This window comes from Spirosoma flavum (assembly GCF_042686045.1).
GTDB classification, from domain to species: Bacteria; Bacteroidota; Bacteroidia; order Cytophagales; family Spirosomataceae; genus Spirosoma; species Spirosoma flavum.
In genome coordinates, this window is record NZ_JBHUOM010000001.1 from 890,991 (window position 1) to 913,655 (window position 22,665).

A 22,665-nucleotide genomic window follows, 5' to 3' on the forward strand; every position below is an offset into this window, starting at 1 on the left:
TAAACAGGTAACCGAACTTTTGGAAAAGCCAGTTACCTGTTCATCTGATTTTCCTAATTGGTTGGTCTATCGGCTAGTTGGCGAAAACTTCCGGCCATCGAGTGTGGCATACTTGAAATCGGTGGAACCACTGAAACGGGCATCGTCGAAATTCGTGCCGCGTGGAAGTTTCGTGTATTTGAAATCGGCAGTATTTGTAAAGCGCGCCTGACCGAAATCAACGCGTTCATCGAACTTTGCGTATTTGAAGTCAGCATATCGCTCAAATGTTACTTTCTGAAAAGACGACGATTCATTAAAATTCGTGTATTTGAAATCAGCATAATCCTGGAAGGTTGAGCCGCTAAAATCGGCTTCGTTGCTAAATTTAGCGTACTTGAACAGAGCCCCATTCCGAAACGCATTATTGGTAAAAATGGCACGCTGGCTAAAGGTTGAATACTTAAACGCAGCGTCATCGGCAAACTGGCATCCCTCAATGGTAACAGCTTCTGTGAAATTGGTATTGTAGACTGTATTGTTAACTTTTAAAAATTTTCTGTCTTGATCCTCCGTTCGGTAAGCCAGGAATTTCCCCTGAAATTTGCAGTTTTTGAAGGATAGCGGCACTTCTACAACACTCAAAAACTGCGGAGAATCGCCTTTCCAGCTACCTTCCCGCACTTCATGCCGGTTGGCTAAACTAGTCAAATCAAGGTCGCCTGTAATCGTGGCATTTTGGTACGAAATAGTTTCCTTGCGGTTGATTTTTGCAATAATATCTTTGGCATCAACGGTTGTCTGAGCCAGTGTGGGCGCTATTGCAGTGAAGGCGAACAGGAGGAAGGTAAGTATTGTTTTCATGAGTGTTTTCTGAAGTTGTGTTTGGCTAAAGATGCATACCAGACTACAAACGTTGCGTGGGGCTGGAAAACAAATCTGCCGGACTTAGTTACCAGCCCGGCAGATTTGTTTTCAACGTTAGAAGATATCCAATAGTATTCATCAACTCTTCTCTTCGTGCTGTGTCTTTGTGACGTTAAGAAGGGGACTACAGGAAAATTTTAATTTGGCTAATCCAGCCACATGACTCTATCATAAGCAACCTCATAATCCATTTCTTCGAGCGGAATCAATCCGGCAAAGTGTCCAGTCTCATCCGTCCGAACAGCATTCCAGCGGCCCGACGCGTCGCGCAGCAGAAGCCGGTACCCATAAAGTGGATGCAGCGTATCGGCATCCGTTCGGTGATCCCAGCCCGTTTGCAGTTCAATAGCGAAGGCAATCCGGTCCATAACTTCATGCATCTGGCCCGCCAGACTATCGGTTCCATCTAATTCTTCAATCCACAACACCAGCCCATCAGTACCCCAGTCAAAATGGAGTTCGGTAGGGGTAAGGGTGATAATAGAAGCGTTCATAACGTTGGTTCGTTTGGGGTTTATGCACTCATACTCCAGGCTGGAACGGATAATGTTTCGGTTGCCTGTTCATCGTGCCATTTGCGAAGCCAGAAACGGTATTTCTTTCGTCCATACTCCATAAAACCGGGAATCGACGTTGCATCGACGGCAAAGAGTCGGTAAGGACTTTGTTTCATGATACCAATGAATACGAAACGGAATTGCTTCGTTGCACTCCATTCGTTTCCATCGGCATGGCGCAGGCTATCCACATAGAAAGCTGCCTGCCGGTCGTAGTCATAGGTATAGCATGATTCAAGAAACTGGGCCTGCGTTCTAGCCGAGGTTGTTTTCAGGTCAATCACCAGTGCATTACGGCGCTTTGGACTGGTATAAACCATGTCCAGACGCGCTTTGCAGGCAATACCGGTCGTTGGTTCGGTAGAGAGCACAACCCGTTCCCGCTCCGACAGCCGCAAATACCGTCGGCAAAAACCATCCTTCCGAATAGTCTGCATCAGTGTTTGTAACTGCTTGGTCTGAGCCGGTGCAAGCGTATTCACATCGGGACGGGTTGCCGGGTCAATCATATCGGGAAGAAACTGAGCCAGCACCGTCCCAACCGTTTCGGGTTCAAGCAGATGCTGGTGAAACGCCCGGCCAAATACCTTGGTCTTCTCGGGAATAAACCGCGCTGAAGGCACTGACCAGTAGCCTAGATGTTCTTCTTTCATCCGGGTTAAATCAGAATTTGACACCCGAGCCAACGCACGGTAATCGTCGCCGGGATTTATGAGAGACTGCGGGTAGATGGTTCGTTGAGAAATCATTCTGAAAAGGGAAATGTATAACGGAGTGGACCACTGGGCAGTACCACTCCGTTGAGTGTTGATGCAAACAACCGATTACTACCGCCAGGCGGTCTACTCCATTACGCCTGAAATTACCCGGCAGCCAGCAGTTCTGGCTCGTCGACAGGGTTGGCGAAAGGATTGTAGTAGTTCATGGCCGTTTTGATGTTGGCAATGTCTGTCAGAGTTTCTTGCCGGAATACTTTGACCTCCTGCGCAAATTGTTTCAGCTCGTTTGTTTTCTCCACATCAGCCATTTTATAGGAAAAGTTGGCGATGTAATACACACCCTTTGGCTGAATTTTGTTGTTTTCTTTTTTCTCGGCAATGGCGGTAATAACCACATCGGCCAGCGTCAGATCATCATAGTAGAGGGGCTCGATCAATCGAAAAATATTATCCACAGAATAACCGTGGAATAATACCGCCGACACGCAGTTTTTCTCATCGATAAAGAAAAGTTCTGCCCAGTTTTTGGTGCCCATGTTCAGGATATTGTCCGTGAAAATACGCCAGGCGATGGGCTGAAACGTCAGGGTGCGGTCCAGTTTCTCGTTACCGTTGATGTTGAACACACCTTCCTTGGCATCAAACCGGTATTGCCGTGGGTGTCCTTCCAGGTATTTATACCGCCGGGCGGTCCCGTTATTGATAACCTCGCCAGTCAGTTCGTTAATCTTTTGATATGGTTTAAGACCATTATCGCTTTGAATTGTCTCGATTTGGCTTTTGTTTTGTGTGTTCATTAGTATTTGTTGTTTACTGTTCAAGCAGGGGGCCCATTTTGAGGTCCCTTTTGCCTTTTTAAGAGGTGGTGTTTACAGATATAAAATTACACAAAACTGTGTAAAAAACAAGCCTCTTTTGTAGCTATTTTTGTGGATTGACAGAAAGGTAAATTGTCGAATTTAGGCTATTAGGTGTGCTTTATTAGCTGTTATGACCGACCTGTTTTGAGCGCTCTAACTTTTTGTCGATTTTTACACGAAAAAATGTAAATTATGACTATCCACCTCCGCCTTCAGCAACTTATCGATTCCCTTGATATTAGTGTGCTCGAATTTGCCCGACAGTTAGGCGAACATCGGGGCGAAAAAGTTTATCATATTTTGCATGGTCGGTTGAAGCCCCGCTACGACACGCTCGAAAAAATTCTGGTGGCTTATCCGCAGGTGAATGGCGACTGGTTATTACGGGGTGAAGGCTTGATGTTTAAATTACTTAGTTCGCCATCGGCAGCGATCACCACCGAAGAGCGACTGCGAAATATGGAGTTTCTGCTTTTTCAACTTAACGAACGGATTTCACTGCTTCAGGAAACCAACGACCAACTCCTTGCTGAACTGAGTTCATTAAATAGAGGGCCGAAAGGAAGGTAAGGGGCAGGGTAATAAAGGTCACGCGTAAGCGTACAAATCTCTCCTCCCGTTCCCCCTTCCGAACAACCTATTCCACTTCGGGGTTATAGTGTAAAAACACGTAACGCTATGGCAACTACATCACCATTCGATCCGGATAAAGTAGACCCTGAATTTTATTCGAAAGATCCCAACCAGCACGGTGATTCGGACTACGGTCGCGAATCGGAAGGCGTTGGAACAAATTCATATAAAGACTCGTCGTCGGGTATGGATATGGATAGCGAAAATTTGGAAATAACGCGTGACACCCGCGAGGCCAATGTCGGCGAAGGCCGATCCGGTGATCCGCACGGGGAAAGTTTCGGCGGAACCCAGGAATGGGATGTTAACGCCGATGCTATTTCTGAAGCACCAAAAGGTCGTATGATGAGCGATGAAGCAGCCAAAAAGCTAAGTGAAGTGGCCGAAAACCCCTCCGACGACGCACTTTTTCACCGGGCTGATGCCACCTATCTTGAAGAAGGTGATAAGCCGGGAGAAGGCTACGATCCACACAACGTGGGCTATACAGAAAAAGATAAAACGGACGTGGAAAAAAACGATGTTGACTGAGTCCTGATGCTCATTGACTATAGAGTAGAGCGACCGGGGAAATACTCCGGTCGCTTTTTTTATTATCGTGTGAGTTGCTCTCTGTTCTTTATGCTGACGATTCTTTCGTAAACTTGTCGTTTAATCAATTAGCCAGCGGACACCGGTTCCGCCCACTATATTTTGCTCATCGAAACCCGCGCCTATGCTCGGGCGGGGCTACTCGGCAACCCGTCTGATGGATTTTTTGGTAAAACCATCGCCATCACCGTCCGCAACTTCGGGGCGTCTGTAACGCTTTATGCTTCGCCTGAACTACACATTGAACCTCAGCCACAGGATACGAACGTGTTCCGGAGTCTGCATCATCTGCGCGATGCTGTCAGTACACTCGGCTATCACGGGGGTGTTCCGCTGTTGAAGGCTTCCATCAAGAAATTTGCTGAATACTGCGAAGCGGAACAGATACGTCTCCCCAATCAGAATTTTTCGATTCGATATAATACGTCTATCCCCCGGCAAGTGGGCCTGTCTGGTTCCAGCGCCATTATTGTGGCTACTTTTCGGGCACTCATGCAATTTTATGATGTTGAGATTCCACGGCCAATATTGCCTAATTTAGTACTGGCTACCGAAGCTGAAGAACTGGGTATTACGGCTGGTTTGCAGGACCGCGTTATTCAATGCTATGAAGGGTGCGTCTACATGGATTTTGATCGGGATACGATGGAACGGCAGGGATACGGCCAGTACGAACCGCTCGATTCGCGGTTGATTCCCAAATTGTATATTGCCTATAACACTGACTTAGGTAAACAATCGGGACGGGTACATAACGACGTTCGGGCGCGGTGGCTCAAAGGCGAGTCACTTGTAGTTGACACGATGAGTGCCATTGCCGATGTTGCCCGCGAAGGGCGGGAAGCCATGCTCCGACAGGACACCAAATTGCTGAATGAACTCGTCAACCGTAATTTCGATTTGCGCGCTCAGATTTATACCATCACCGACCGGAATCGGAGTCTGATTGAAACAGCGCGCGCCTGTGGTGCCTCAGCTTCTTTCACGGGTTCGGGAGGGTCTATAATTGGTCTTTACCGTGATGATGCTATGCTGAACCGGCTCTTTGTCGGACTTAGAAAAGTAAATGCCCGCGTCATTAAGCCTTATATAGTGTAGAGACGCCACGAAAACTCATGATCAAAAAAGCTGTTATCCCCGCTGCCGGTCTTGGAACCCGGTTTTTGCCCGCCACCAAGGCTCAACCCAAAGAAATGCTGCCTATCATTGACCGCCCCACGATTCAGTATGTCGTGCAGGAAGCCGTTGATTCGGGCATCGAAGATATTCTGATTATTACGGGAAAAGGCAAGCGGGCCATCGAAGATCACTTCGACCGTAACTACGAACTCGAAACCCGGCTCGAAGAAAAGGAAGACCAGTTGCTGCTGGACGAGATGCGCCGTCTTTCAGATATGGCCAATCTGCACTACGTTCGCCAGCGTGAACTGAATGGGCTCGGTGATGCCATTCGGTACGCTCGTCACCATGTTGGTAATGAGCCTTTTGCTGTCCTTCTAGGCGACACCATCATGGACTCGGTTATTCCCGTTACGCAGCAACTTATTGATACCTATGCTCAATATGGTTGCTCTGTAATTGCCGTTGAAGAAGTGCCACACAATAAGGTAAATCGGTATGGCATTGTAGGGGGTAAATCGTTGAGCGATCGGATCATGGAATTAGATACGTTGATAGAAAAACCATCGCTAAGTGAAGCCCCTTCGAATCTGGCTATTGCTGGTCGCTACATACTGACACCCGATATTTTTTCGATGCTGGAACAAACACCAGTTGGTAAGAACAACGAGATTCAACTAACCGACGCGCTGTTGCTGCTGCTGAAACGTGAGAATGTGTATGCCCACCGAATTGAAGGCAAGCGCCACGACATTGGTAATAAACTCGATTTTCTGAAAACAACCGTTGAGTTTGCCCTCAAGCGACCCGAGTTTGCCGACGAGTTTCGGACGTTTCTGGAAGAAATTCTCAGGAAACAATGAAGAAGGCCCCGCAACAAGCGGGGCCTTCTTTATTCGTCACTTTGTTCGTATACTAATTGATGCTTCATCGTCTGTGCCACTCATAAAGCCATTACCGGGGGTTGAGTCCGGGTCCGTAGGTGTAGCACTTGCTATCTGCGAACGTAATGTACCCGCCCCCGGCACTCTCACCGATAGAACTAATGATCCGGTAGTACCTGATGCAATCGAGCCTATATTTCCCGTTACGGTTTGACCGCTAACTGTTAATCCCGTCGTAGACGCTAATTGCCATTGGGTGGGTAAGAGGGTTTGTGGAGTTACGTTGTTAGCCGTCGCGCCACCTCGGTTGCTGACGGTCAAGGTTACGCTAACTACTTGACCAGGCGTAACGACCAAACTGCTGGTACTGATGGCTAAACTCAAATCGGCTTTGGTTGGGTCTGTAGTGGGTTGGTTCGACTGTACGGTAGGCAGTGGTACCTGACCAGGATTTGGCGAAGCGATAATTGGTCCACTGGCATTAGGCGTGCGCAAGTCTACCGTAGCTTCGTCGTCCTGTCCATCACCGGTACCTGAGTTTGGCTGGCTATCGGGGTCAAATTGACTACTGGCTGTAATCTGGGCGGAGGTGGCAAACACGCCCGGCTTACTGGTCTTAACCCGAAATGCGAAGGGCTGGCTGACTCCGTTAGGTAGTGTGCCAGCGTTAATATTGACCGTATTTGCTGTTGCACTGATGGCTGCCGACGTCGCGTCGATGAAATCTATACCAGCGGGCAGCAAACTTTGGACTTTTACGTTAGCCGCATCCGATGGTCCCGAGTTAGTTACTATCAGCGTGAGCGTGATGGGCTCACCGGTATCCGGTGTTCGGTTGCTGATACTCATGGACATAGAGAGATCGGCGCCCCCGGCACAGACTGACAGTGGTTGGGTGGGCGCACTCGCTACGGCTGGGTTGCTCGCTACTACCCGTAGACGATATTTGTTTCCGACCGGTAGCGATGGCGACAACGTGACGGGGATGGAACTGGTTGTACTCGTGCCAATTGTTATTTCGTTGGTGAACGAGCCATTAACATCGGATAGCCGAACGCTAAAAATATTCCCGCTGTTCAATGGCCCGTCTGATATTGTAATGCCTATAGTTAATTTTCCACTCAAACATACAGATGCCACTGGCTCATTGACCGTTAATACGGGTGGAATGGCACCAATAATGGGTTCCATCGGATAATAAAGGATATTACGTCCATTGATTAACCCCATTTCATACGACAAGCCTTCCCCGGTATCGCCCTGACGGCGCACTGATAACCGATATTTGCCCGGTTCAACGCCACCTACGCCACCTGATATGGGTGGATAATTACGCAGGTAATTGAAATCGGAAAACGACTCGTAGTCAGGTGCCTGCGAACTGGGTGGTGCAACATTCCAGCCCGAATCACTGAAACTCCCCCCATCAGTACGCTGTAGTCGAACCTCTACAGGGCCCGTGGCCTGCACCATCGCATAAAAGCTATGCGCTGGGTAGTCATAGCTATACGCCAATCGACGGATTATAGTATCAGCTGTGCCGCTACTCACGGGTGGACGAGATATGAGAAACAGCGGGCTTGGCGATACATCCTGATTGACGGTGAACGGCTCGCCCAGAGTGCCAAGAATGACGGGGTGGGTTGAGCGGGTGCGTAGTCGATACTGACCATTGGTCAGCGTAAAGGGTAAGGTTATCAGAATGGGATTATCGGTGCTTGGGGGAGATTCATAGACCATTGCCCCATCACTGACGCGGACTATTTGGGCCGTGTACTGATTGTCCGATTCATGTGAATCGCTACGGAGGGAAGCTACAGCTACGGTTTCGCCGGGCCGACGTGTGAGCGGTAAGGTGTAGCCGCTGGTAATGAGTGCCGCCGAATCGGTTGGCATAAACGGCACCGCATTCTGGAAAAAGGAACTTGACAGACTCTGATCCCAGGCATTCGTAAACCGGAATAGACCCGCTCCCTGAAGGTGAACGTTATCCGATCGGTTATCATAACCCGTAAGACTGTCGGTGGCGGGTCCTGCAAAGACATTGGATACAGTGCTAATGAGTTGATTTTGAGCAGCTATAACAGATGGGTTCGTTTGTCCACTAATATAACTCACCCGGGAAACGACCCAGGCCAATGGCTTTGACCCGACCTGTTGGCGACTTTTATCGATCACGTACTTAATATTATTGAAATACGTTTGCGTATTGGTGTTTATATCTCCCTCGCCCTGATGCCAAAGAACGGCGCGTGCGCCAGTTCTAGACACATAATGCAGCAGGGCAGCTCCCAGCCGCCGATAAACAGATGGTCCTGGTGTTGTACCTATATTGCCAGAAGCCGATTGATACCATTGGTCACTGGTAGTTCCGCCCAAGGCAGCGCCTATAAATAAAACCGGGACATTGAGCCGTTGTACGAGTTTGTCCCCCAAAATACCATATAAGTGGGGGGGCTGGCTGGGGCCAATGTTGGTGCCATAGGTGATGTGGCTAAACTGAAGCGGCAGTAATTGTTCGCTTAGACTATCCTGCCGAAAATCAATACACATAACGCGGTCTTCAACCGAACTGGGCACCCGTTGAAACCCACCGTAGGCGTTTGACTGTCCGGCAACCACAAATACTTCGCCAACTCCAACCCGGTTGACCTGGGTTTGAGCCAAGAGCGTTGCACCGGCTTTCGCCCGGATATCCAAGCGGTACCAGCCTGCCAATACGGTCACTTTTCCCCGGAAGGCTGATGAGTTGGGTAAAAAACGTAATGATGTCCAGGCAGTAACGGATCCCTGTCCAACGGCTAAAGGCACAAAACGAGCTTCAACCGTTGTAGCCGTCTTCGGGGCCATACCTGTTACCGTTACGATAGCTTCATTCGCTAAATTGCGTTGAAAAACCATTCGTGGAACCGGACTGGTTATCGTAAGTTGAGCAAGTGCTACAAAAGGAGCTAATTGAAATAGGCATATCCATACCCATCGAAAAGGAGAAGTCATGCATGTTGATATTAATAGTTGAATAAAGCAGTAAGCATGTGTACAAATATTGTGCCCGTTGTTGTGTCTAATGATGGTATTTTATATTCTAATAGTTTTTTAATGTGTATAAATGGTAACATAAATACTGATACAGTATCGAGTATATATTTAGGTGTAAACAAAAATCATTAAAATGATTATAAAAGGATATATGTGTAAGACTTACATATTTGTTAGTATGAATAGATTTCTTAGTATTTTTTCGTTATGTATATTCAGCCTACTGGCATTGTATAGTAAGTCAATGTATGGGTATCGTCATGGGGTAGACAAACCAACATCGCACTCATCTGGTACGGCCCCGAATATTGTGCTGATTGTGGCCGACGATCATGGCCGGGAAGCAGTTGGCTGCTATGGAAATCCGGCTATCAAAACACCTTATATCGACCAGTTGGCAGCCGATGGAGTTCGTTTCTCGAATGCGTTTTGTACAACAGCCAGTTGCAGTCCCAGCCGATCTGTATTGCTGACTGGACTGCATAATCACGCTAATGGCATGTATGGGCTGGAGCATCAGGCGCATCATTTTAGCTCATTTGATACCGTGCGGTCGTTGCCCGTGTTGCTCGAACAGGCTGGTTACCGTACCGCCCGCATTGGCAAACTGCACGTGGCCCCAGAGCGAGTTTATCATTTTCAGCAGGTGCTTAAGGCGGGTGGCGTTAATGATCCGGCATCTATTGGCCGTAGCCCAGTGGAGATGGCTCGTCAGTGTTATGCGTTTTTGGATGAGAAATCAACACAACCGTTTTTCCTCTATTTCGCTACTGACGATCCGCACCGTAGCAATACTGTTGCGCCTGATGGGTCACCGATTTTCGATGGGTCGAAACCTAATTTGTTTGGCAATCGCCCCGGTGGGTATCCGCAGGTAGGTGACCATTTCTATCAGCCCCGCGAGGTTCGAGCACCGTCGTACTTACCCGATACGAAAGCGTGCCGGGCAGAATTGGCTCAGTATTACGAATCGATCAGTCGCCTTGATCAGGGCGTTGGCCGCCTTATTGATTACCTGAAAGACACGGGCCAGTACGACAACACCCTGATTATTTACCTGTCGGACAATGGGGCTCCGTTCCCTGGGTCGAAAACGACTGTCTATGAACCGGGTATACGGCTGCCCTGTATTATTAAATTACCCAAACCAAAAAAGCCGGGATTTGTGCAGAACGCTATGATTTCATGGGTCGATATAACGCCCACGCTCCTGGATTTCGCCGGTGTCTGGTTGGATAATATGCCGAAACAAGGCCGCTCCTTTAAGGACATCATTGAGCAGGAGGGCGTTACTGGTTGGGATGAGATATATGCCTCTCATTCGCTGCACGAGATAACTATGTACTATCCAATGCGGGTGCTACGTGAACGTCGGTACAAGCTGATTTTTAATATTGCTCACGCACTTCCGTACCCAATGGCCTTCGATTTGTATAATTCATTTACGTGGCAGGACCTACTTCGAACGAAACAAACGCGATTCGGTAAACGAACGGTGGAGGCTTATTTACATCGTCCGCGATTTGAATTATATGACCTTCAAACTGATCCCGACGAAGTGCAGAATTTAGCTGGTAATTCACGTTATCGGGATGTGTTGGCTAGAATGAAAACCAAACTAAAGCATTTTCAACAGCAAACCCGTGACCCCTGGGTGAGTAAATGAACGGTTGAGTAAGGGAATTTTAGCCGTAAAAAAACGCTTCATTAGAAAAATAGACCCTATGAAAATCAGTGTTATCATAACCGGAACTACTGGCATGGTTGGTGAAGGTGTCTTGCACGAAGCCCTACGTCACCCCGATGTTGAGCGGGTTTTAGTGATTAACAGGAAGCCCGGTGGCGTGTCGCACCCTAAACTAACCGAGATCCTGCACACCGATTTTTTTGACCTTTCGCCCATTGAAGAGCAGTTGAGAAATTATAACGCCTGCTTCTTTTGTTTGGGTGTCTCATCGGTCGGCATGAAGGAAGACGAGTATCGCCGACTGACGTATGATTTAACGATGGCTGTGGCTGGTACCTTACAAAAGCTAAACCCGAATATGATTTTCTGTTACGTATCGGGCGGGGGAACGGATAGCACCGAACACGGCCGGAGTATGTGGGCCAGAGTAAAAGGGAAAACGGAAAATCACCTGATGGACCTGGGCTTCAAGGCAGCCTATATGTTTCGACCGGGCTACCTGCATTCAACAGAGGGAATGAAAAATACGCTGAGTTATTATCACTATGTTTCTTGGGCTTACCCGGTGATGCGGGTTCTTTTTCCCAATTTCGTTTCGACTCTGGCTGAACTAGGTATCGCTATGATCAACGTCGTGAAGAAAGGATACGAAAAACCAATACTGGAGGTAAAGGATATTGTGGCCCTGGCAAAATCCTGATATACTGTAGTTTAATAAAAGAACCACGGAGCACACAGCCGGTATAACTACCCGATTTCTGCGTGCTCCGTGGTTCTTTGTTATTTTTTACTTCGCTACCGTTGCGATTTTTAATTCATTTAACTGCGCCTGCGAAATCGGCGAAGGTGAATCAATCATGATGTCGCGGCCCGAATTATTTTTCGGGAAAGCAATGAAATCACGAATCGAATCGGCACCACCGAATAGAGAACACAACCGGTCGAAGCCGAAGGCAATACCACCGTGGGGGGGCGCACCAAATTCGAATGCATCCATCAGGAACCCGAACTGCGCTTTGGCTTCTTCGTCTGAGAAACCCAGAATGCTGAACATACGGGCCTGTAAGTCGCGGTTGAAAATCCGAATCGATCCTCCGCCAACTTCGGTACCGTTGATCACTAAGTCATAGGCATTAGCCCGAACGGAACCCAAATCAGTGTCCAATAGGGGAATATCCTCCGGCTTAGGCGAGGTGAATGGATGGTGCATGGCAAACCAGCGGCTATCTTCTTCACCGTATTCGAGTAGCGGAAAATCGAGCACCCACAAGGCACTGAACACGCTTGGGTCACGCAGTCCTAACCGGCTGCCCATTTCTAAACGTAACTCGCTCAGTTGCTTACGGGCTTTACCGCAATCGCCCGAAACAATTAACATCAAGTCGCCGGGTCTTGCGCCAAAGTGCGCAGCCCATGCTTTCAAGTCGGCTTCGGAGTAGAATTTATCTACGGAAGATTTGAGCGTTCCGTCTTCGTTATAGCGAAGGTAGATTAGTCCTTTTGCGCCAATTTGTGGGCGTTTGAGCCAATCCGTGAGTTCGTCGAGTTGTTTGCGCGTATAATGGGCGCAACCCGGTGCGTTGATACCCACGACCAGCTCCGCCGAATCGAAGACACTAAAGCCCTTGCCCGATGTCATATCAATGGTATCGAAGGTGCCTTTGAGTTCAATAAATTCCATCCCAAATCGCGTGTCGGGCTTATCGGAACCGTAGCGGTTCATGGCATCGGCATAGGTCATGCGTGGCACCTCGGCCATGTCAATGCCCTTTACGGCTTTGAACAGATGCCGCACCAAACCTTCGAACATGTTCAGGATATCTTCCTGCTCCACAAATGACATTTCGCAGTCGATTTGCGTAAATTCTGGCTGACGGTCGGCGCGGAGATCTTCATCGCGGAAACACTTCACTATCTGGTAATAGCGGTCGAAACCTGATACCATCAGTAGTTGTTTAAATGTTTGGGGCGACTGCGGCAGGGCGTAAAACTCGCCGGGATTCATGCGGCTTGGTACCACAAAATCCCGCGCACCTTCGGGTGTCGATTTGATCAGAACCGGTGTCTCGACTTCAATAAAGTCCTGGCCGTCCATATACACCCGTGTTTGCTGGGCCATGCGGTGACGCAGTTCGAGATTCCGCCGAACGGGGTTCCGGCGCAAGTCCAGATACCGATATTTCATGCGGATATCATCGCCCCCGTCGGTTTCGTCTTCAATAAGAAAAGGCGGAACTTTAGCCGGATTCAGGATCTCTAAAGACGTTACTTTCAGTTCAATATCACCCGTTGGAATGTTCGGATTTTTCGATTTCCGTTCAATCACGGTTCCCGTCGCCTTCAAAACAAATTCGCGACCGAGCGAACGGGAGATGGCAAAAAGTTCGGCAGATGTTTGTCCATCTTCAAGCAAAAGCTGCGTGATACCGTAGCGGTCGCGGAGGTCAATCCACAATACGCCACCCTTGTCGCGGATAGTCTGAACCCAACCACAGAGCGTGGCCGTAGTATTGTCGTCGGTAAGGCGGAGTTCTCCGCAAGTGTGTGTCCGAAGCATTAGTTAAAGAGCGAAAGAGTGGGTGACTGAATGCGTGAATTGCTGGTGCGATGGGATTCGTTCAGCTGTTTACGCATTCAATCACCCACTCATTTAAATTCTGCCGCAAAGGTACAGACTCAGACCGCAACGGGCAAGGTTATTTCCGGTAATCCAACGCTGGTTTTCGGTCGCCAAGCAAGGCTTCGTATTTGAAATCGGCTCCGCGTTTCTTTACCCATTCGGCACGGGCTTTTTCAATGAGGGCGGGCGTTTTGTATAAATCCAGTGCTGTCATGGCCAGCGTTTTGGCGGCCACAATCATGCCTTTCTGCCCAATGCTCATGCCACTCGCGGCTGTTGACTGCCAGCTATGGGCCGATGAACCCGGTACCCAGGTAGCCGTTGATAAGCCAACCGTCGGGACTGTCCAGCTCACGTCGCCCACATCGGTCGAGCCACCACTAATGGCTCCTTCTGATGCGTCGCGGAAATCTTTTACCAGAGCTGCATTGGTGACGGGCACTTTCTGGTCGCCAAACGTCTCACTGATTTTCTCCGCGAAAGCCGTTTCTTCGGGTGTATAGGTTACGCCCCCAACGGTTGTCAGATTTTGGTGCATTACTTCGGCCAGCGTTACGTTGGGCAGCAAATCATAAACACCGCCCAATACTTCCCACGTTACCTGAGTACCCGTTCCTTTAGCAGCACCTTCAGCCGCATTTTCGATACGTTTCCAGACACTTTGCACCACCGACCGGTCTTTGTTACGGGCGTAATAATACACCTCTGCATTGGCTGGAACCACATTAGGCGCGTCACCACCTTTAGTGATGACATAGTGAATACGGGTGTCGGATGGAATATGCTCACGCATCATGTTAACCATATAATCCATCGCTTCGACACCGTCCAGCGCCGACCGACCGCGCTCGGGCGAGGCCGCTGCGTGAGCGGCAATACCTTTGAATCGGAACTTCGCATTCTTGTTGGCCAGCGACGTACCAGCATCAGCCGCATTCTGTGCACCGGGGTGCCAATGTAACACCACATCTACATCGTTGAACAATCCCTCGCGCACCATATATACTTTAGCCGAACCGCCTTCTTCTGCCGGACAGCCGTAAATTTTAATCGTTCCGGAATGACCTGATTTTTTGAGCCAGTCTTTTACTTCAACCGCAGCCGCCATAGACGCTGTCCCGAAGAGATTATGGCCGCAGCCGTGTCCGCCTTTCTGCCCCGGAATGGGCGTAAATTCGGGCTTGGCTTCGGTAGCCAGTCCTGGTAGAGCGTCGTATTCACCCAGAATACCAATGACAGGTTTTCCTGATCCATAGGTAGCAACAAACGCTGTTGGAATGCCAGCTACGCCCGTTTTTACGTCGAAGCCTTCTTTGACTAGCTGCTCTTCCAGAAGTTTGGAACTCTTCTCTTCCATGTAACCCAGCTCGGCAAAGTCCCAGATTTGCTTTGAAATACCGGCATATTCGGGCAACCGCTTATTTAAATCATCAATGATGGTTTTTTTGTCGGGGTCGACAGCCGAAGACCCGACTTTCTTTGCCTTGGGCTGTGCTATGGTGAGCAACGGCAGCAGAAGGAATACTGTGAGGAATTGTGTTTTCATGGGATTGTATTCTGACAATTGGGTTGTAAACCGATAAAAATAGGGGAAAAAGGGGAGGTAGACAATTTGATGGGTCATACATTCCAGATGCCTGCTCAATTTTGTTCTGTAATTACCAACCTGACCGAAGCAGATTAGCTACCTGCGCTGTCAGCAGCCAGTTCTGTTCGATTGGCAAATTATTGATGGCCTGCCTATTGTCATACATCAGAGAATAAGCTTCTTATGGCCAACTTGAACCAGATGATCTTCGCGTTTGAGTGAAATTGCCCGGTTAACAGACGCTACGTTCACTGCCCGCGTCAAGGTGTGATCAATGTAGACGCCATGCCCCAGAAAATGCTGGATTTGAGCGGAATGTTTAGGGAGAAACGGTTTAGGGTCAACTAGAACATTGGCCCAAAATTATTTTCGTCATCTGGAAAGCGTAAACGATGGGTCCAGACGGTACGTATGATATAATTAGCATAAACTTTGATTCTGTTCCCTAAGTTTCTATCGGTACCTGCGGAGTTTTCATTAAGTTTGGGGCATATTCATCTATTATGTTTAGTCGTCAAACACTCTCTTTTGTAGCGGCCTTTGGCCTATCTGTTTTAGTTACTAATGGCCTGACGGGTTGCCAGTCAAAAGGTTCCGGGACTACCGAAACCACGGCTGATTCGGTGAAAACCGACATTACTGCCGAAAAGTCGGCTGATAAAGTCCCCGAAACGGCTACGGCCCCGGATCCAAGTTCAATTCCAGCTGGTAAAATTGCTGATGCCGCCACCATTCTGGCACGTCCGCAAGTACCCGTCCTGTGCTATCATCAGATTCGCGACTGGCGTGCCAGTGATTCCAAAACGTCGAAGGATTACATTATTCCAGTGGCCGCCTTCAAGGAGCAAATGCAGATGCTGGCCGACAGTGGTTATCACACTATTCTGCCCGACCAACTGTATGCTTATCTAACCACTGGCGCATCACTGCCCAAAAAGCCTGTCATGCTTACCTTTGACGATGGCGACCTGGACCAATATACGGTGGCGACTCCCGAACTCGAAAAGCATGGCTTTAAAGGCGCGTTTTTTATCATGACCGTTGCTATTGGTCGGCATGGAAAACAGCCTTACATGGACAAGACGCAGATTAAAGATCTGTCGGATAGAGGACATGCCATTGGTGCGCATACGTGGGATCACCACAACGTGAAAAAATACCAGGGTGAAGACTGGAAAATTCAGGTTGAAGAACCAAAAACAAAGCTGGAAGGCATTATCGGCAAACCCGTGAATTACTTCGCCTATCCTTTTGGCCTGTGGAATAAGGAAGCCCTGCCCCAATTACAAAAACATGGCTATGTGGCTGCTTTCACGCTGGCTGATAAACGCGATGACAGTATGCCACTTTATACAGTCCGGCGTATTATTGCCGGAGGTCAGTGGAAAGCCAAAACGTTTTACCGGAATATGATTCAAAGCTTTGATGATAAATAATTCTGATTTTTGGATTGAATGACAAAAGCGGCTCGAGCCGCTTTTGTCGCTTTGAGAGCCTGGCTCCGTGTTTATCACAGTATTTTTTTGAACAGGACGCGTTTGTTAATAAACGTTTTGTCCTGTGGATAAATGCGTCAGGTTATTGATTCGACCCCAGCGGGGTCAAATCAATAGTAGTCAAAACAGAGAGACTTTATTTATCGAACTAATAACTTATTTCCGTTACCACTAATGACTAGTAAAGCTCTGCTTACGTTGGCGTTTGTTTTTTCGAGCCTGTTTTTCGCTAAAGCCCAATCAACTCCTCCCCGGCTAATAATTCGGGGTGATGATATGGGTTATTCTCACGCAGGCAATGAAGCTATTCTGAAATGCTATAAAGACGGTATTGAGAAATCTATCGAAGTACTTGTCCCCTCGCCGTGGTTTCCGGAAGCCGTTAAAATGCTAGAGCAAATACCTACTGCCGATGTCGGTATTCATTTAACGCTGACCAGCGAGTGGGATAATATTAAGTGGCGTCCTCTTTCGGACTGTCCCAGCTTGCGGGATGCCGATGGCTATTTTTACCCGATGCTTCGTCCAAACAAGAATTACCCTAAGCGGTCGGTGGTAGAAAATGACTGGAAATTAGCCGATGTCGAAAAGGAGTTTCGCGCTCAGATAGAACTTGCGCTAAAGAAAATTCCACGGATTAGTCATATTTCCGGGCATATGGGCTGTACAGGTTTGACTGATGAGGTAAGCGCGCTCGTTGAAAAATTGGTGCAGGAATATCATATCCAGCAGTATGACATGAGTCTTAAAGGGGCTGGGGTTACGGTTGCTGGCTATGTGGGGGAACATGTAACGTCTGAAGAGAAACTGCAAAGCTTTACGAAGATGCTCGAAAGTCTTGAACCAGGAAAAACATACATCTTTGTAGATCACCCCGGACTCGATACACCGGAGATACGGGCCATTCATCATATTGGCTATGAAAACGTAGCTACTGATCGTCAGGGCGTAACGGATACATGGACTAACCAACGCGTTAAAGAGCTAATCAAGACCAAAGGGATTCAGCTAATTGGCTACAACGATTTAACGAAGTAAATGAGATAATAATGTGATAGTTAGGCTCTTGTAGGTAAATTTCATTAAGAAAAAAAGAACGCTCATTCCTGAAACAGTTCAAGGTTTCAGGAATGAGCGTTTCTGTTCACAACTTAGGCTACTTTAGTCAAATCGGCCTGCCCATTCGATACCCGCCACAATATGCGGCATAGCATATTTGTCCGTAAAGGTTTCGTTCGTGTGGCCCATGCCGGTGTAGAACACGCGGCCTTTGCCAATTATATTCGTCCACGAAATTGGGTGGTCGCCCCCCATTGCTTTGGGCCAGGTTGCTTTGTAAGACGCTTCATTTAGGGTCAACAATACCTGAATGCTGTCTTTTCCGCGTACGCTCTGTTTAAAATTATACCACTCGTCAACTTTCCGCCATTTAGCTGGCAGGTGTTTGGTTGTTGGGTGCGTCCGAGTGTCCGTGATGATTTCGGCTTCGGGTGTGTGCTCCGGATACAGCGGGTGGTCGCGGAAGTGGGTGCCAAGCATGTGGTCATACCAATCCCAACTATATTCTGTATCTGATGCGGCATGAATACCCACATAGCCACCACCGTTTTCTACGAATTTCTCAAACGCTTTTTCCTGTTCCGAAGTCAGAATATCACCCGTGGTAGACATAAATACCACCACTTTGAAACGATTGAGGTAGTTGTCGTTGAAGAATGCGCCGTTTTCGCTTGTGCGGACATCCCAGCCCTTTTCTCTGCCAACTTTTTTAATCGCTTCGATGCCCGGTTCTATCGATTCGTGACGGAAACCGTTAGTCTTCGAGAAAACTAGAACGCCTTTGGCCCCAACCTGACCGGGATCGGCTGGAAGAACCGTATCGAACACCGGCTTTTGCCAGGGTAGCTGACGGGTAACATACATTCCAAACACGACGAATCCGCCCACCAGAATGACTAAAAATAACACCAGACCCAACAGTATTTTCGGGAGTTTACGCAGCATGATTACGGTTGATTTTAACGTTAAGCAAGCTCCGTTCTCACACGTTCCAGCAGTGTTTTTGTCGTGCGAATGCCTTCCGTAGTAGGTAAATATCCACCATCTGGTTTATACATACCTATAATTCCTCCTTCGTATTCAATGCCCACGTAGCCGCTGAACCCGGCCTCTTTAATGATTTTGAACATTCGCCGGAAATCGGTTTCCGTTTCATTGCCACTAGCGTCGAACTTGTGTGTTTTGGCGCTGATACCTTTGGCGTAGGGCATCATTTTCTTCACACCCTCGTAGCGGTCATATTCCTTTATGCACTTGGTACTCATAATGCCTTTGATATCATTAGTTTCGGGCTTACTGCGCTGGGTGCAGAAATTGCCGAAGTCGGGTAGTAAGCCTGCATTTGGCATGTTGACCTGCTTCAAAACACCCACTAACCAGTCGATATTCGTCGAATTACCAAAGTGGTTTTCTATGATGACATTCATGTTTGATTTTGCTGCATATTCCAGCAGTTTATGGTAGCCATCCGCAGCGGTTTTAGCGGCTTCGTCGGCGGGGTCGTCATCGGCACCCGACATAGCTTTCGAGCTATCGCCCAGATTAACCCGGATAGCACTACAACCCAAAAACTTTGCCGCATCGACCCAGGCGTGATGAGCGTTTACCGCTTGCTGGCGTTTCGCTGAATCCAAATCGGCAATGTTCGCCCCATCGACCATGATCAGGTTGTTTTTCATGCCGAGATCATCGCAACGTTGCTTGAGTTCTTTTAAGTAAGCCTGATCGGTATGTTTATTGTTGAAAAACATAGAAACGTATTCGAGCACGTTAATGCCAAAATCGTTTTTAGCTCTGGCCGGGAATTCCATGTTTGTCATTTTTCCCGACATGAGTTCTCCGGCAAATGAGAATTCTGCCAGCGAGATATCGAAGTTGAATTTCTTCGCAGTCATTTCGGCGAAAAGTTTATTTGGCAAGGCCGATGCTACACCCATTCCGGCGGCTGTCAGACCCAGTTGATTTAGAAAATTGCGACGAGATTGTGTCATGGTTCAATGGAGAAAAGCCCCTCTCCTGGTTTCAGAAGAGGGGATAGGGTGAGGTAGGCTATTGGGTAAACTGCACTGTTACAGGAACGAATAGCGGAGATTTTCCGGCTTTCTCGTTCTTGAACACAAAATATAGATCGTGTTGACTAGTTGTAGGCTTAATGGCAACTTTCGCCATGTTGGGCTTAAACAGATCAGCTGGGTCTTTGCTTTCGTTGGGCAGAAGCTCTTCGGTCTGGCCAAGAAGTGGCCCTGTTGGCGAGTCGATTCGCACTTCGATACGTCCGCCAACGGCAATGAGTTGTGCTTTAGGAACGGCCACGGCAAATTCCATCGTCTTAATACCCGTCAGGTCCAGGTGATCGAACTTTACATACGTGTCCGAGGCCATGACTATAACAAGCGGATACGGCTGCGTGCCCATTTTGAACAGTGTGATTCCCTTCGACTGGCTGGTTGATGTACCCATAGCTACCAGTGGATTTCGCAGAACCAAGACTTGTTCAGCTGCTTGTGCGGGTAGCCCATTGGCCCCTTTATCTTTGTAAGAAGCCTGAAAAACAAGATTACTTTTTTCGTTCTCTTTCGGCGTATACATGCCCTGCGTCGGCATGGATGGGCTGGCTACTTTCTTATCTGACAAGGTGAGAATGTACTTCACTATCTCGCTTGCGTCAGGTAAAGCCAGTTGCGGATGGGCCGTCATGATGGCATCGCCCCAGGCACCGCCACCGCCCTTGATAATTTTGTTCGACAGACTTGCTACTGCATTGGCGTCACTTTTATATCGTTTGGCTACTTCAGCGAAGGCTGGACCAACCGATTTCTTATCCATAAAATGACACGCCTTGCAGTCACTTTTCTCCATAAGCGTTTGTCCGGTTGATAAGTACGTAGCTTCCGAAAATTTATGACCCGCCTGGCTTACGTTCTGAGCGTTTGCCTCGTCCTGATAAGTTGCCCGAACCAATACCTGTTTCGCTGGAATACGGCCATTTGCCAGGCTACCATCTTCTTTGTCAGTTACTTTAACCTGATAGGCAATAGATTGGCCGGGGAAATAGAAACTCTTGTTACCCTTCGTTATCTCCAGGGCTAACTGCGGTGGCTGGTTACCCGCCATGATATCTACCTCGCGGGAATCCTTAAGGCCGTGAGCGTCAGTCACGGTCAAAATCGCTTTATACTGACCGGGCTTCTGAAACGTAAACGTTGGGTTAGGTTCGTTCAAAACCGTTGGCTGGCTGCCCGCAGACCCGTCTGACCGCTTGCTAAAAATTTTCCATTGATAAGTCAGGGCGTCGCCATCAAAATCTTTGGTTCCTTCCGAAGATAAATTGACCTTCAATGGAACAGCACCCGCACTCTGGTTGGCCCGGTCTGTCGATACGGCAACCCGCACACTAGGCTTGCGATTTCCGGCATTGTATTCAATCTTCACCAAGCGCGAGTCGTCGTTTTTGAGGAACCAGCCCGTGCCGTACTCAAGTACATACAGGTCACCATTTGGGCCGAATGCCATGTCAATCGGATGGCTGAATGGCATGTTGGGAAGGAAGCGCTCCATCTTGGTCATATCACCTTTACCATCAAAACTGACGGCCAGAATCATGTCGCGCATCCATTCATACATAAACACCTTCCCGTCATAATAATCTGGGAAAGGGCGCTTTGCATTTTTGAAATCGTCTTTGTAATATGTTGGTCCGGCCATAGCACTACGACCGCCGGTGCCCATGAGCGGGAATTTTTTGGTCTCAGCCGCTGTGTACGAAATCAGGGCAGGCTGGGCAGGAGGGAGGTCGTGCAAACCCGTGTTATTGGGTGAATCGTTGAACGGGTGAGCCGGATCAAACTTAGCCCCTGATTTACCCGTCGTGAAATCCAGATCGTTATAGGCTTTATTTTCACCCACAAAATAGGGCCAACCAAAATAACCCGGTTTTTTTGCCTGATTGTATTCGTCTTCGGCAGTAGGCCCAACCCCGGCAGAATCAATACCCGCGTCGGGGCCAACATCGCCCCAGTATACGTAGCCATTATGCTTATCCACCGCAATGCGGTATGGGTTACGGTGGCCCATCGTGTAAATTTCCGGACGTGTTTTAGGTGTACCTTTTGGGAACAGGTTGCCATCTGGAATGGTGTACGTCCCGTCGGCTTCGGGGTGGATGCGCAGGATTTTACCCCGAAGGTCGTTCGTATTCGCCGACGATTTCTGAGCATCCCAGGGACCACGGTCGGGACGTTCATCAATGGGTGCGTATAGGGTGGCGCGGGGACTGGTATTGTCTCCCGTGGAGAGATAGAGATTACCGTTTCGATCCCAGTCGATTGAGCCGCCGGTATGGCAGCATTGTTCGCGCTGCGTCACTACTTCCAGCAGCACTTTTTTCGAGGAAACAACCAGTTCATCGCCACGGAGCTCATAGCGTGTTAGAATATTTTTGGGGTCGGCACCAGCCGGTGAGTAGTACAGATAAATCCAGTGGTTTTTTTCGAAGTCTGGGTCAATATTAATGCCTAACAGCCCATCTTCGGCCTCGGTTTCGACGCCTTCTTTGTCTTTATATTTCGTGCTAACCGGAATGGTGGCAATTGTTTTCAGTTGTTTAGTCGTTGGCGAATACAGACGAACCTCGCCATGACGCTCAACGAACAGAACGCGCTCATCGGGCAGAATAGCCATTTCGAGCGGCTCGTTGAGTTTTTCAGCTAATACCGTCTTCGCAAACCGATTTTCATCGGGGAGGTCACCAGGGTCAATTAGTGGTTTGGCTGAGTATGCCCAAAGGCCAATGGCACCTATGCACAGCACAGTTACCGTTCTGTACGATTTTGATGGAAAGGAATTGAGTTTCATTTTTAATGCGTAGCTTCAACACAATGATAGCAATTATTTTCCATTGTGTATGA

At 48.4% G+C, this 22,665-nt stretch carries 18 protein-coding genes; 8 read left to right on the plus strand and 10 right to left on the minus strand.

Annotation, left to right across the window (positions count from 1 at the left end):
- Positions 1-66: 66 nt before the first annotated feature.
- From ACFS25_RS03560 to ACFS25_RS03575, 4 genes are all read right to left on the minus strand, one after another.
- Positions 67-843, minus strand: coding sequence for a pentapeptide repeat-containing protein (locus ACFS25_RS03560; RefSeq protein ID WP_381497026.1), 777 nt, complete (start codon positions 841-843; stop codon positions 67-69).
- Between the two features lie 209 nt (positions 844-1,052).
- A complete protein-coding gene (locus ACFS25_RS03565; protein WP_381497027.1) occupies positions 1,053-1,400 on the minus strand; it encodes a hypothetical protein in 348 nt (115 codons plus the stop codon).
- A gap of 20 nt (positions 1,401-1,420) precedes the next feature.
- A complete protein-coding gene (locus ACFS25_RS03570) occupies positions 1,421-2,212 on the minus strand; it encodes a PD-(D/E)XK nuclease-like domain-containing protein (protein ID WP_381497028.1) in 792 nt (263 codons plus the stop codon).
- Positions 2,213-2,325: 113 nt separating this feature from the next.
- Positions 2,326-2,979, minus strand: coding sequence for a hypothetical protein (locus ACFS25_RS03575; RefSeq protein ID WP_381497029.1), 654 nt, complete (start codon positions 2,977-2,979; stop codon positions 2,326-2,328).
- A 255-nt stretch (positions 2,980-3,234) separates the two neighbouring features.
- Here ACFS25_RS03575 and ACFS25_RS03580 point away from each other — a divergent pair, with 255 nt between their 5' ends.
- The 4 genes from ACFS25_RS03580 to galU all read left to right on the plus strand — a co-directional run bounded on the left by ACFS25_RS03580 (position 3,235) and on the right by galU (position 6,248).
- Positions 3,235-3,612, plus strand: a complete 378-nt coding sequence (locus ACFS25_RS03580) for an XRE family transcriptional regulator (protein ID WP_381497030.1) — start codon at positions 3,235-3,237, stop codon at positions 3,610-3,612.
- A 108-nt stretch (positions 3,613-3,720) separates the two neighbouring features.
- Positions 3,721-4,206 carry a hypothetical protein gene (locus tag ACFS25_RS03585; protein ID WP_381497031.1) on the plus strand — a complete coding sequence of 162 codons (486 nt, stop codon included), beginning with the start codon at positions 3,721-3,723 and terminating at the stop codon, positions 4,204-4,206.
- Positions 4,207-4,368: 162 nt separating this feature from the next.
- Positions 4,369-5,364: a mevalonate kinase family protein gene (locus tag ACFS25_RS03590; RefSeq protein ID WP_381497032.1), complete on the plus strand. Its 996-nt coding sequence runs from the start codon at positions 4,369-4,371 to the stop codon at positions 5,362-5,364.
- 17 nt (positions 5,365-5,381) lie between these two features.
- Positions 5,382-6,248 carry a UTP--glucose-1-phosphate uridylyltransferase GalU gene (galU, locus tag ACFS25_RS03595; protein ID WP_381497033.1) on the plus strand — a complete coding sequence of 289 codons (867 nt, stop codon included), beginning with the start codon at positions 5,382-5,384 and terminating at the stop codon, positions 6,246-6,248.
- A gap of 36 nt (positions 6,249-6,284) precedes the next feature.
- On the opposite strand, the gene ACFS25_RS03600 is transcribed toward galU, so the two are convergent.
- Positions 6,285-9,266 (minus strand): sialate O-acetylesterase, encoded by a 2,982-nt coding sequence (locus ACFS25_RS03600; RefSeq protein WP_381497034.1) that lies wholly within the window; start codon positions 9,264-9,266, stop codon positions 6,285-6,287.
- A 220-nt stretch (positions 9,267-9,486) separates the two neighbouring features.
- Here ACFS25_RS03600 and ACFS25_RS03605 point away from each other — a divergent pair, with 220 nt between their 5' ends.
- Together ACFS25_RS03605 and ACFS25_RS03610 are read left to right on the plus strand one after the other, a co-directional pair.
- Positions 9,487-10,974 (plus strand): sulfatase family protein, encoded by a 1,488-nt coding sequence (locus ACFS25_RS03605; RefSeq protein WP_381497035.1) that lies wholly within the window; start codon positions 9,487-9,489, stop codon positions 10,972-10,974.
- Between the two features lie 58 nt (positions 10,975-11,032).
- Positions 11,033-11,695, plus strand: coding sequence for a Rossmann-fold NAD(P)-binding domain-containing protein (locus ACFS25_RS03610; RefSeq protein ID WP_381497036.1), 663 nt, complete (start codon positions 11,033-11,035; stop codon positions 11,693-11,695).
- An 87-nt stretch (positions 11,696-11,782) separates the two neighbouring features.
- On the opposite strand, the gene aspS is transcribed toward ACFS25_RS03610, so the two are convergent.
- Complete coding sequence (gene aspS, locus ACFS25_RS03615; RefSeq protein ID WP_381497037.1) at positions 11,783-13,552, minus strand: aspartate--tRNA ligase; 1,770 nt, start codon at positions 13,550-13,552, stop codon at positions 11,783-11,785.
- A gap of 139 nt (positions 13,553-13,691) precedes the next feature.
- Complete coding sequence (locus ACFS25_RS03620; protein WP_381497038.1) at positions 13,692-15,161, minus strand: amidohydrolase; 1,470 nt, start codon at positions 15,159-15,161, stop codon at positions 13,692-13,694.
- A 545-nt stretch (positions 15,162-15,706) separates the two neighbouring features.
- On the opposite strand from ACFS25_RS03620, the gene ACFS25_RS03625 reads away from it, so the two are divergent.
- Together ACFS25_RS03625 and ACFS25_RS03630 are read left to right on the plus strand one after the other, a co-directional pair.
- Positions 15,707-16,639, plus strand: a complete 933-nt coding sequence (locus ACFS25_RS03625) for a polysaccharide deacetylase family protein (RefSeq protein ID WP_381497039.1) — start codon at positions 15,707-15,709, stop codon at positions 16,637-16,639.
- A 234-nt stretch (positions 16,640-16,873) separates the two neighbouring features.
- Complete coding sequence (locus ACFS25_RS03630; protein ID WP_381497040.1) at positions 16,874-17,737, plus strand: polysaccharide deacetylase family protein; 864 nt, start codon at positions 16,874-16,876, stop codon at positions 17,735-17,737.
- 123 nt (positions 17,738-17,860) lie between these two features.
- On the opposite strand, the gene ACFS25_RS03635 is transcribed toward ACFS25_RS03630, so the two are convergent.
- The 3 genes from ACFS25_RS03635 to ACFS25_RS03645 are packed head-to-tail and all read right to left on the minus strand — an operon-like array spanning position 17,861 to position 22,612.
- Positions 17,861-18,703: a ThuA domain-containing protein gene (locus tag ACFS25_RS03635; RefSeq protein WP_381497041.1), complete on the minus strand. Its 843-nt coding sequence runs from the start codon at positions 18,701-18,703 to the stop codon at positions 17,861-17,863.
- 20 nt (positions 18,704-18,723) lie between these two features.
- Positions 18,724-19,749, minus strand: a complete 1,026-nt coding sequence (locus ACFS25_RS03640) for a sugar phosphate isomerase/epimerase family protein (RefSeq protein ID WP_381497042.1) — start codon at positions 19,747-19,749, stop codon at positions 18,724-18,726.
- Between the two features lie 58 nt (positions 19,750-19,807).
- Entirely contained in the window at positions 19,808-22,612 is a 2,805-nt protein-coding gene (locus ACFS25_RS03645; RefSeq protein WP_381497043.1) for a PQQ-dependent sugar dehydrogenase, read from the minus strand.
- Between the last annotated feature and the right edge of the window lie 53 nt (positions 22,613-22,665).

Excerpts from the sequence above, each read along its gene's own strand:
- ACFS25_RS03560 (WP_381497026.1), bottom strand. The coding sequence starts at position 843 with ATGAAAACAATACTTACCTTCCTCCTGTTCGCCTTCACTGCAATAGCG.
- ACFS25_RS03565 (WP_381497027.1), bottom strand. The coding sequence starts at position 1,400 with ATGAACGCTTCTATTATCACCCTTACCCCTACCGAACTCCATTTTGAC.
- ACFS25_RS03570 (WP_381497028.1), bottom strand. The coding sequence starts at position 2,212 with ATGATTTCTCAACGAACCATCTACCCGCAGTCTCTCATAAATCCCGGC.
- ACFS25_RS03575 (WP_381497029.1), bottom strand. The coding sequence starts at position 2,979 with ATGAACACACAAAACAAAAGCCAAATCGAGACAATTCAAAGCGATAAT.
- ACFS25_RS03580 (WP_381497030.1), top strand. The coding sequence starts at position 3,235 with ATGACTATCCACCTCCGCCTTCAGCAACTTATCGATTCCCTTGATATT.
- ACFS25_RS03585 (WP_381497031.1), top strand. The coding sequence starts at position 3,721 with ATGGCAACTACATCACCATTCGATCCGGATAAAGTAGACCCTGAATTT.
- galU (WP_381497033.1), top strand. The coding sequence starts at position 5,382 with ATGATCAAAAAAGCTGTTATCCCCGCTGCCGGTCTTGGAACCCGGTTT.
- ACFS25_RS03600 (WP_381497034.1), bottom strand. The coding sequence starts at position 9,266 with ATGACTTCTCCTTTTCGATGGGTATGGATATGCCTATTTCAATTAGCT.
- ACFS25_RS03605 (WP_381497035.1), top strand. The coding sequence starts at position 9,487 with ATGAATAGATTTCTTAGTATTTTTTCGTTATGTATATTCAGCCTACTG.
- ACFS25_RS03610 (WP_381497036.1), top strand. The coding sequence starts at position 11,033 with ATGAAAATCAGTGTTATCATAACCGGAACTACTGGCATGGTTGGTGAA.
- aspS (WP_381497037.1), bottom strand. The coding sequence starts at position 13,552 with ATGCTTCGGACACACACTTGCGGAGAACTCCGCCTTACCGACGACAAT.
- ACFS25_RS03620 (WP_381497038.1), bottom strand. The coding sequence starts at position 15,161 with ATGAAAACACAATTCCTCACAGTATTCCTTCTGCTGCCGTTGCTCACC.
- ACFS25_RS03625 (WP_381497039.1), top strand. The coding sequence starts at position 15,707 with ATGTTTAGTCGTCAAACACTCTCTTTTGTAGCGGCCTTTGGCCTATCT.
- ACFS25_RS03630 (WP_381497040.1), top strand. The coding sequence starts at position 16,874 with ATGACTAGTAAAGCTCTGCTTACGTTGGCGTTTGTTTTTTCGAGCCTG.
- ACFS25_RS03635 (WP_381497041.1), bottom strand. The coding sequence starts at position 18,703 with ATGCTGCGTAAACTCCCGAAAATACTGTTGGGTCTGGTGTTATTTTTA.
- ACFS25_RS03640 (WP_381497042.1), bottom strand. The coding sequence starts at position 19,749 with ATGACACAATCTCGTCGCAATTTTCTAAATCAACTGGGTCTGACAGCC.
- ACFS25_RS03645 (WP_381497043.1), bottom strand. The coding sequence starts at position 22,612 with ATGAAACTCAATTCCTTTCCATCAAAATCGTACAGAACGGTAACTGTG.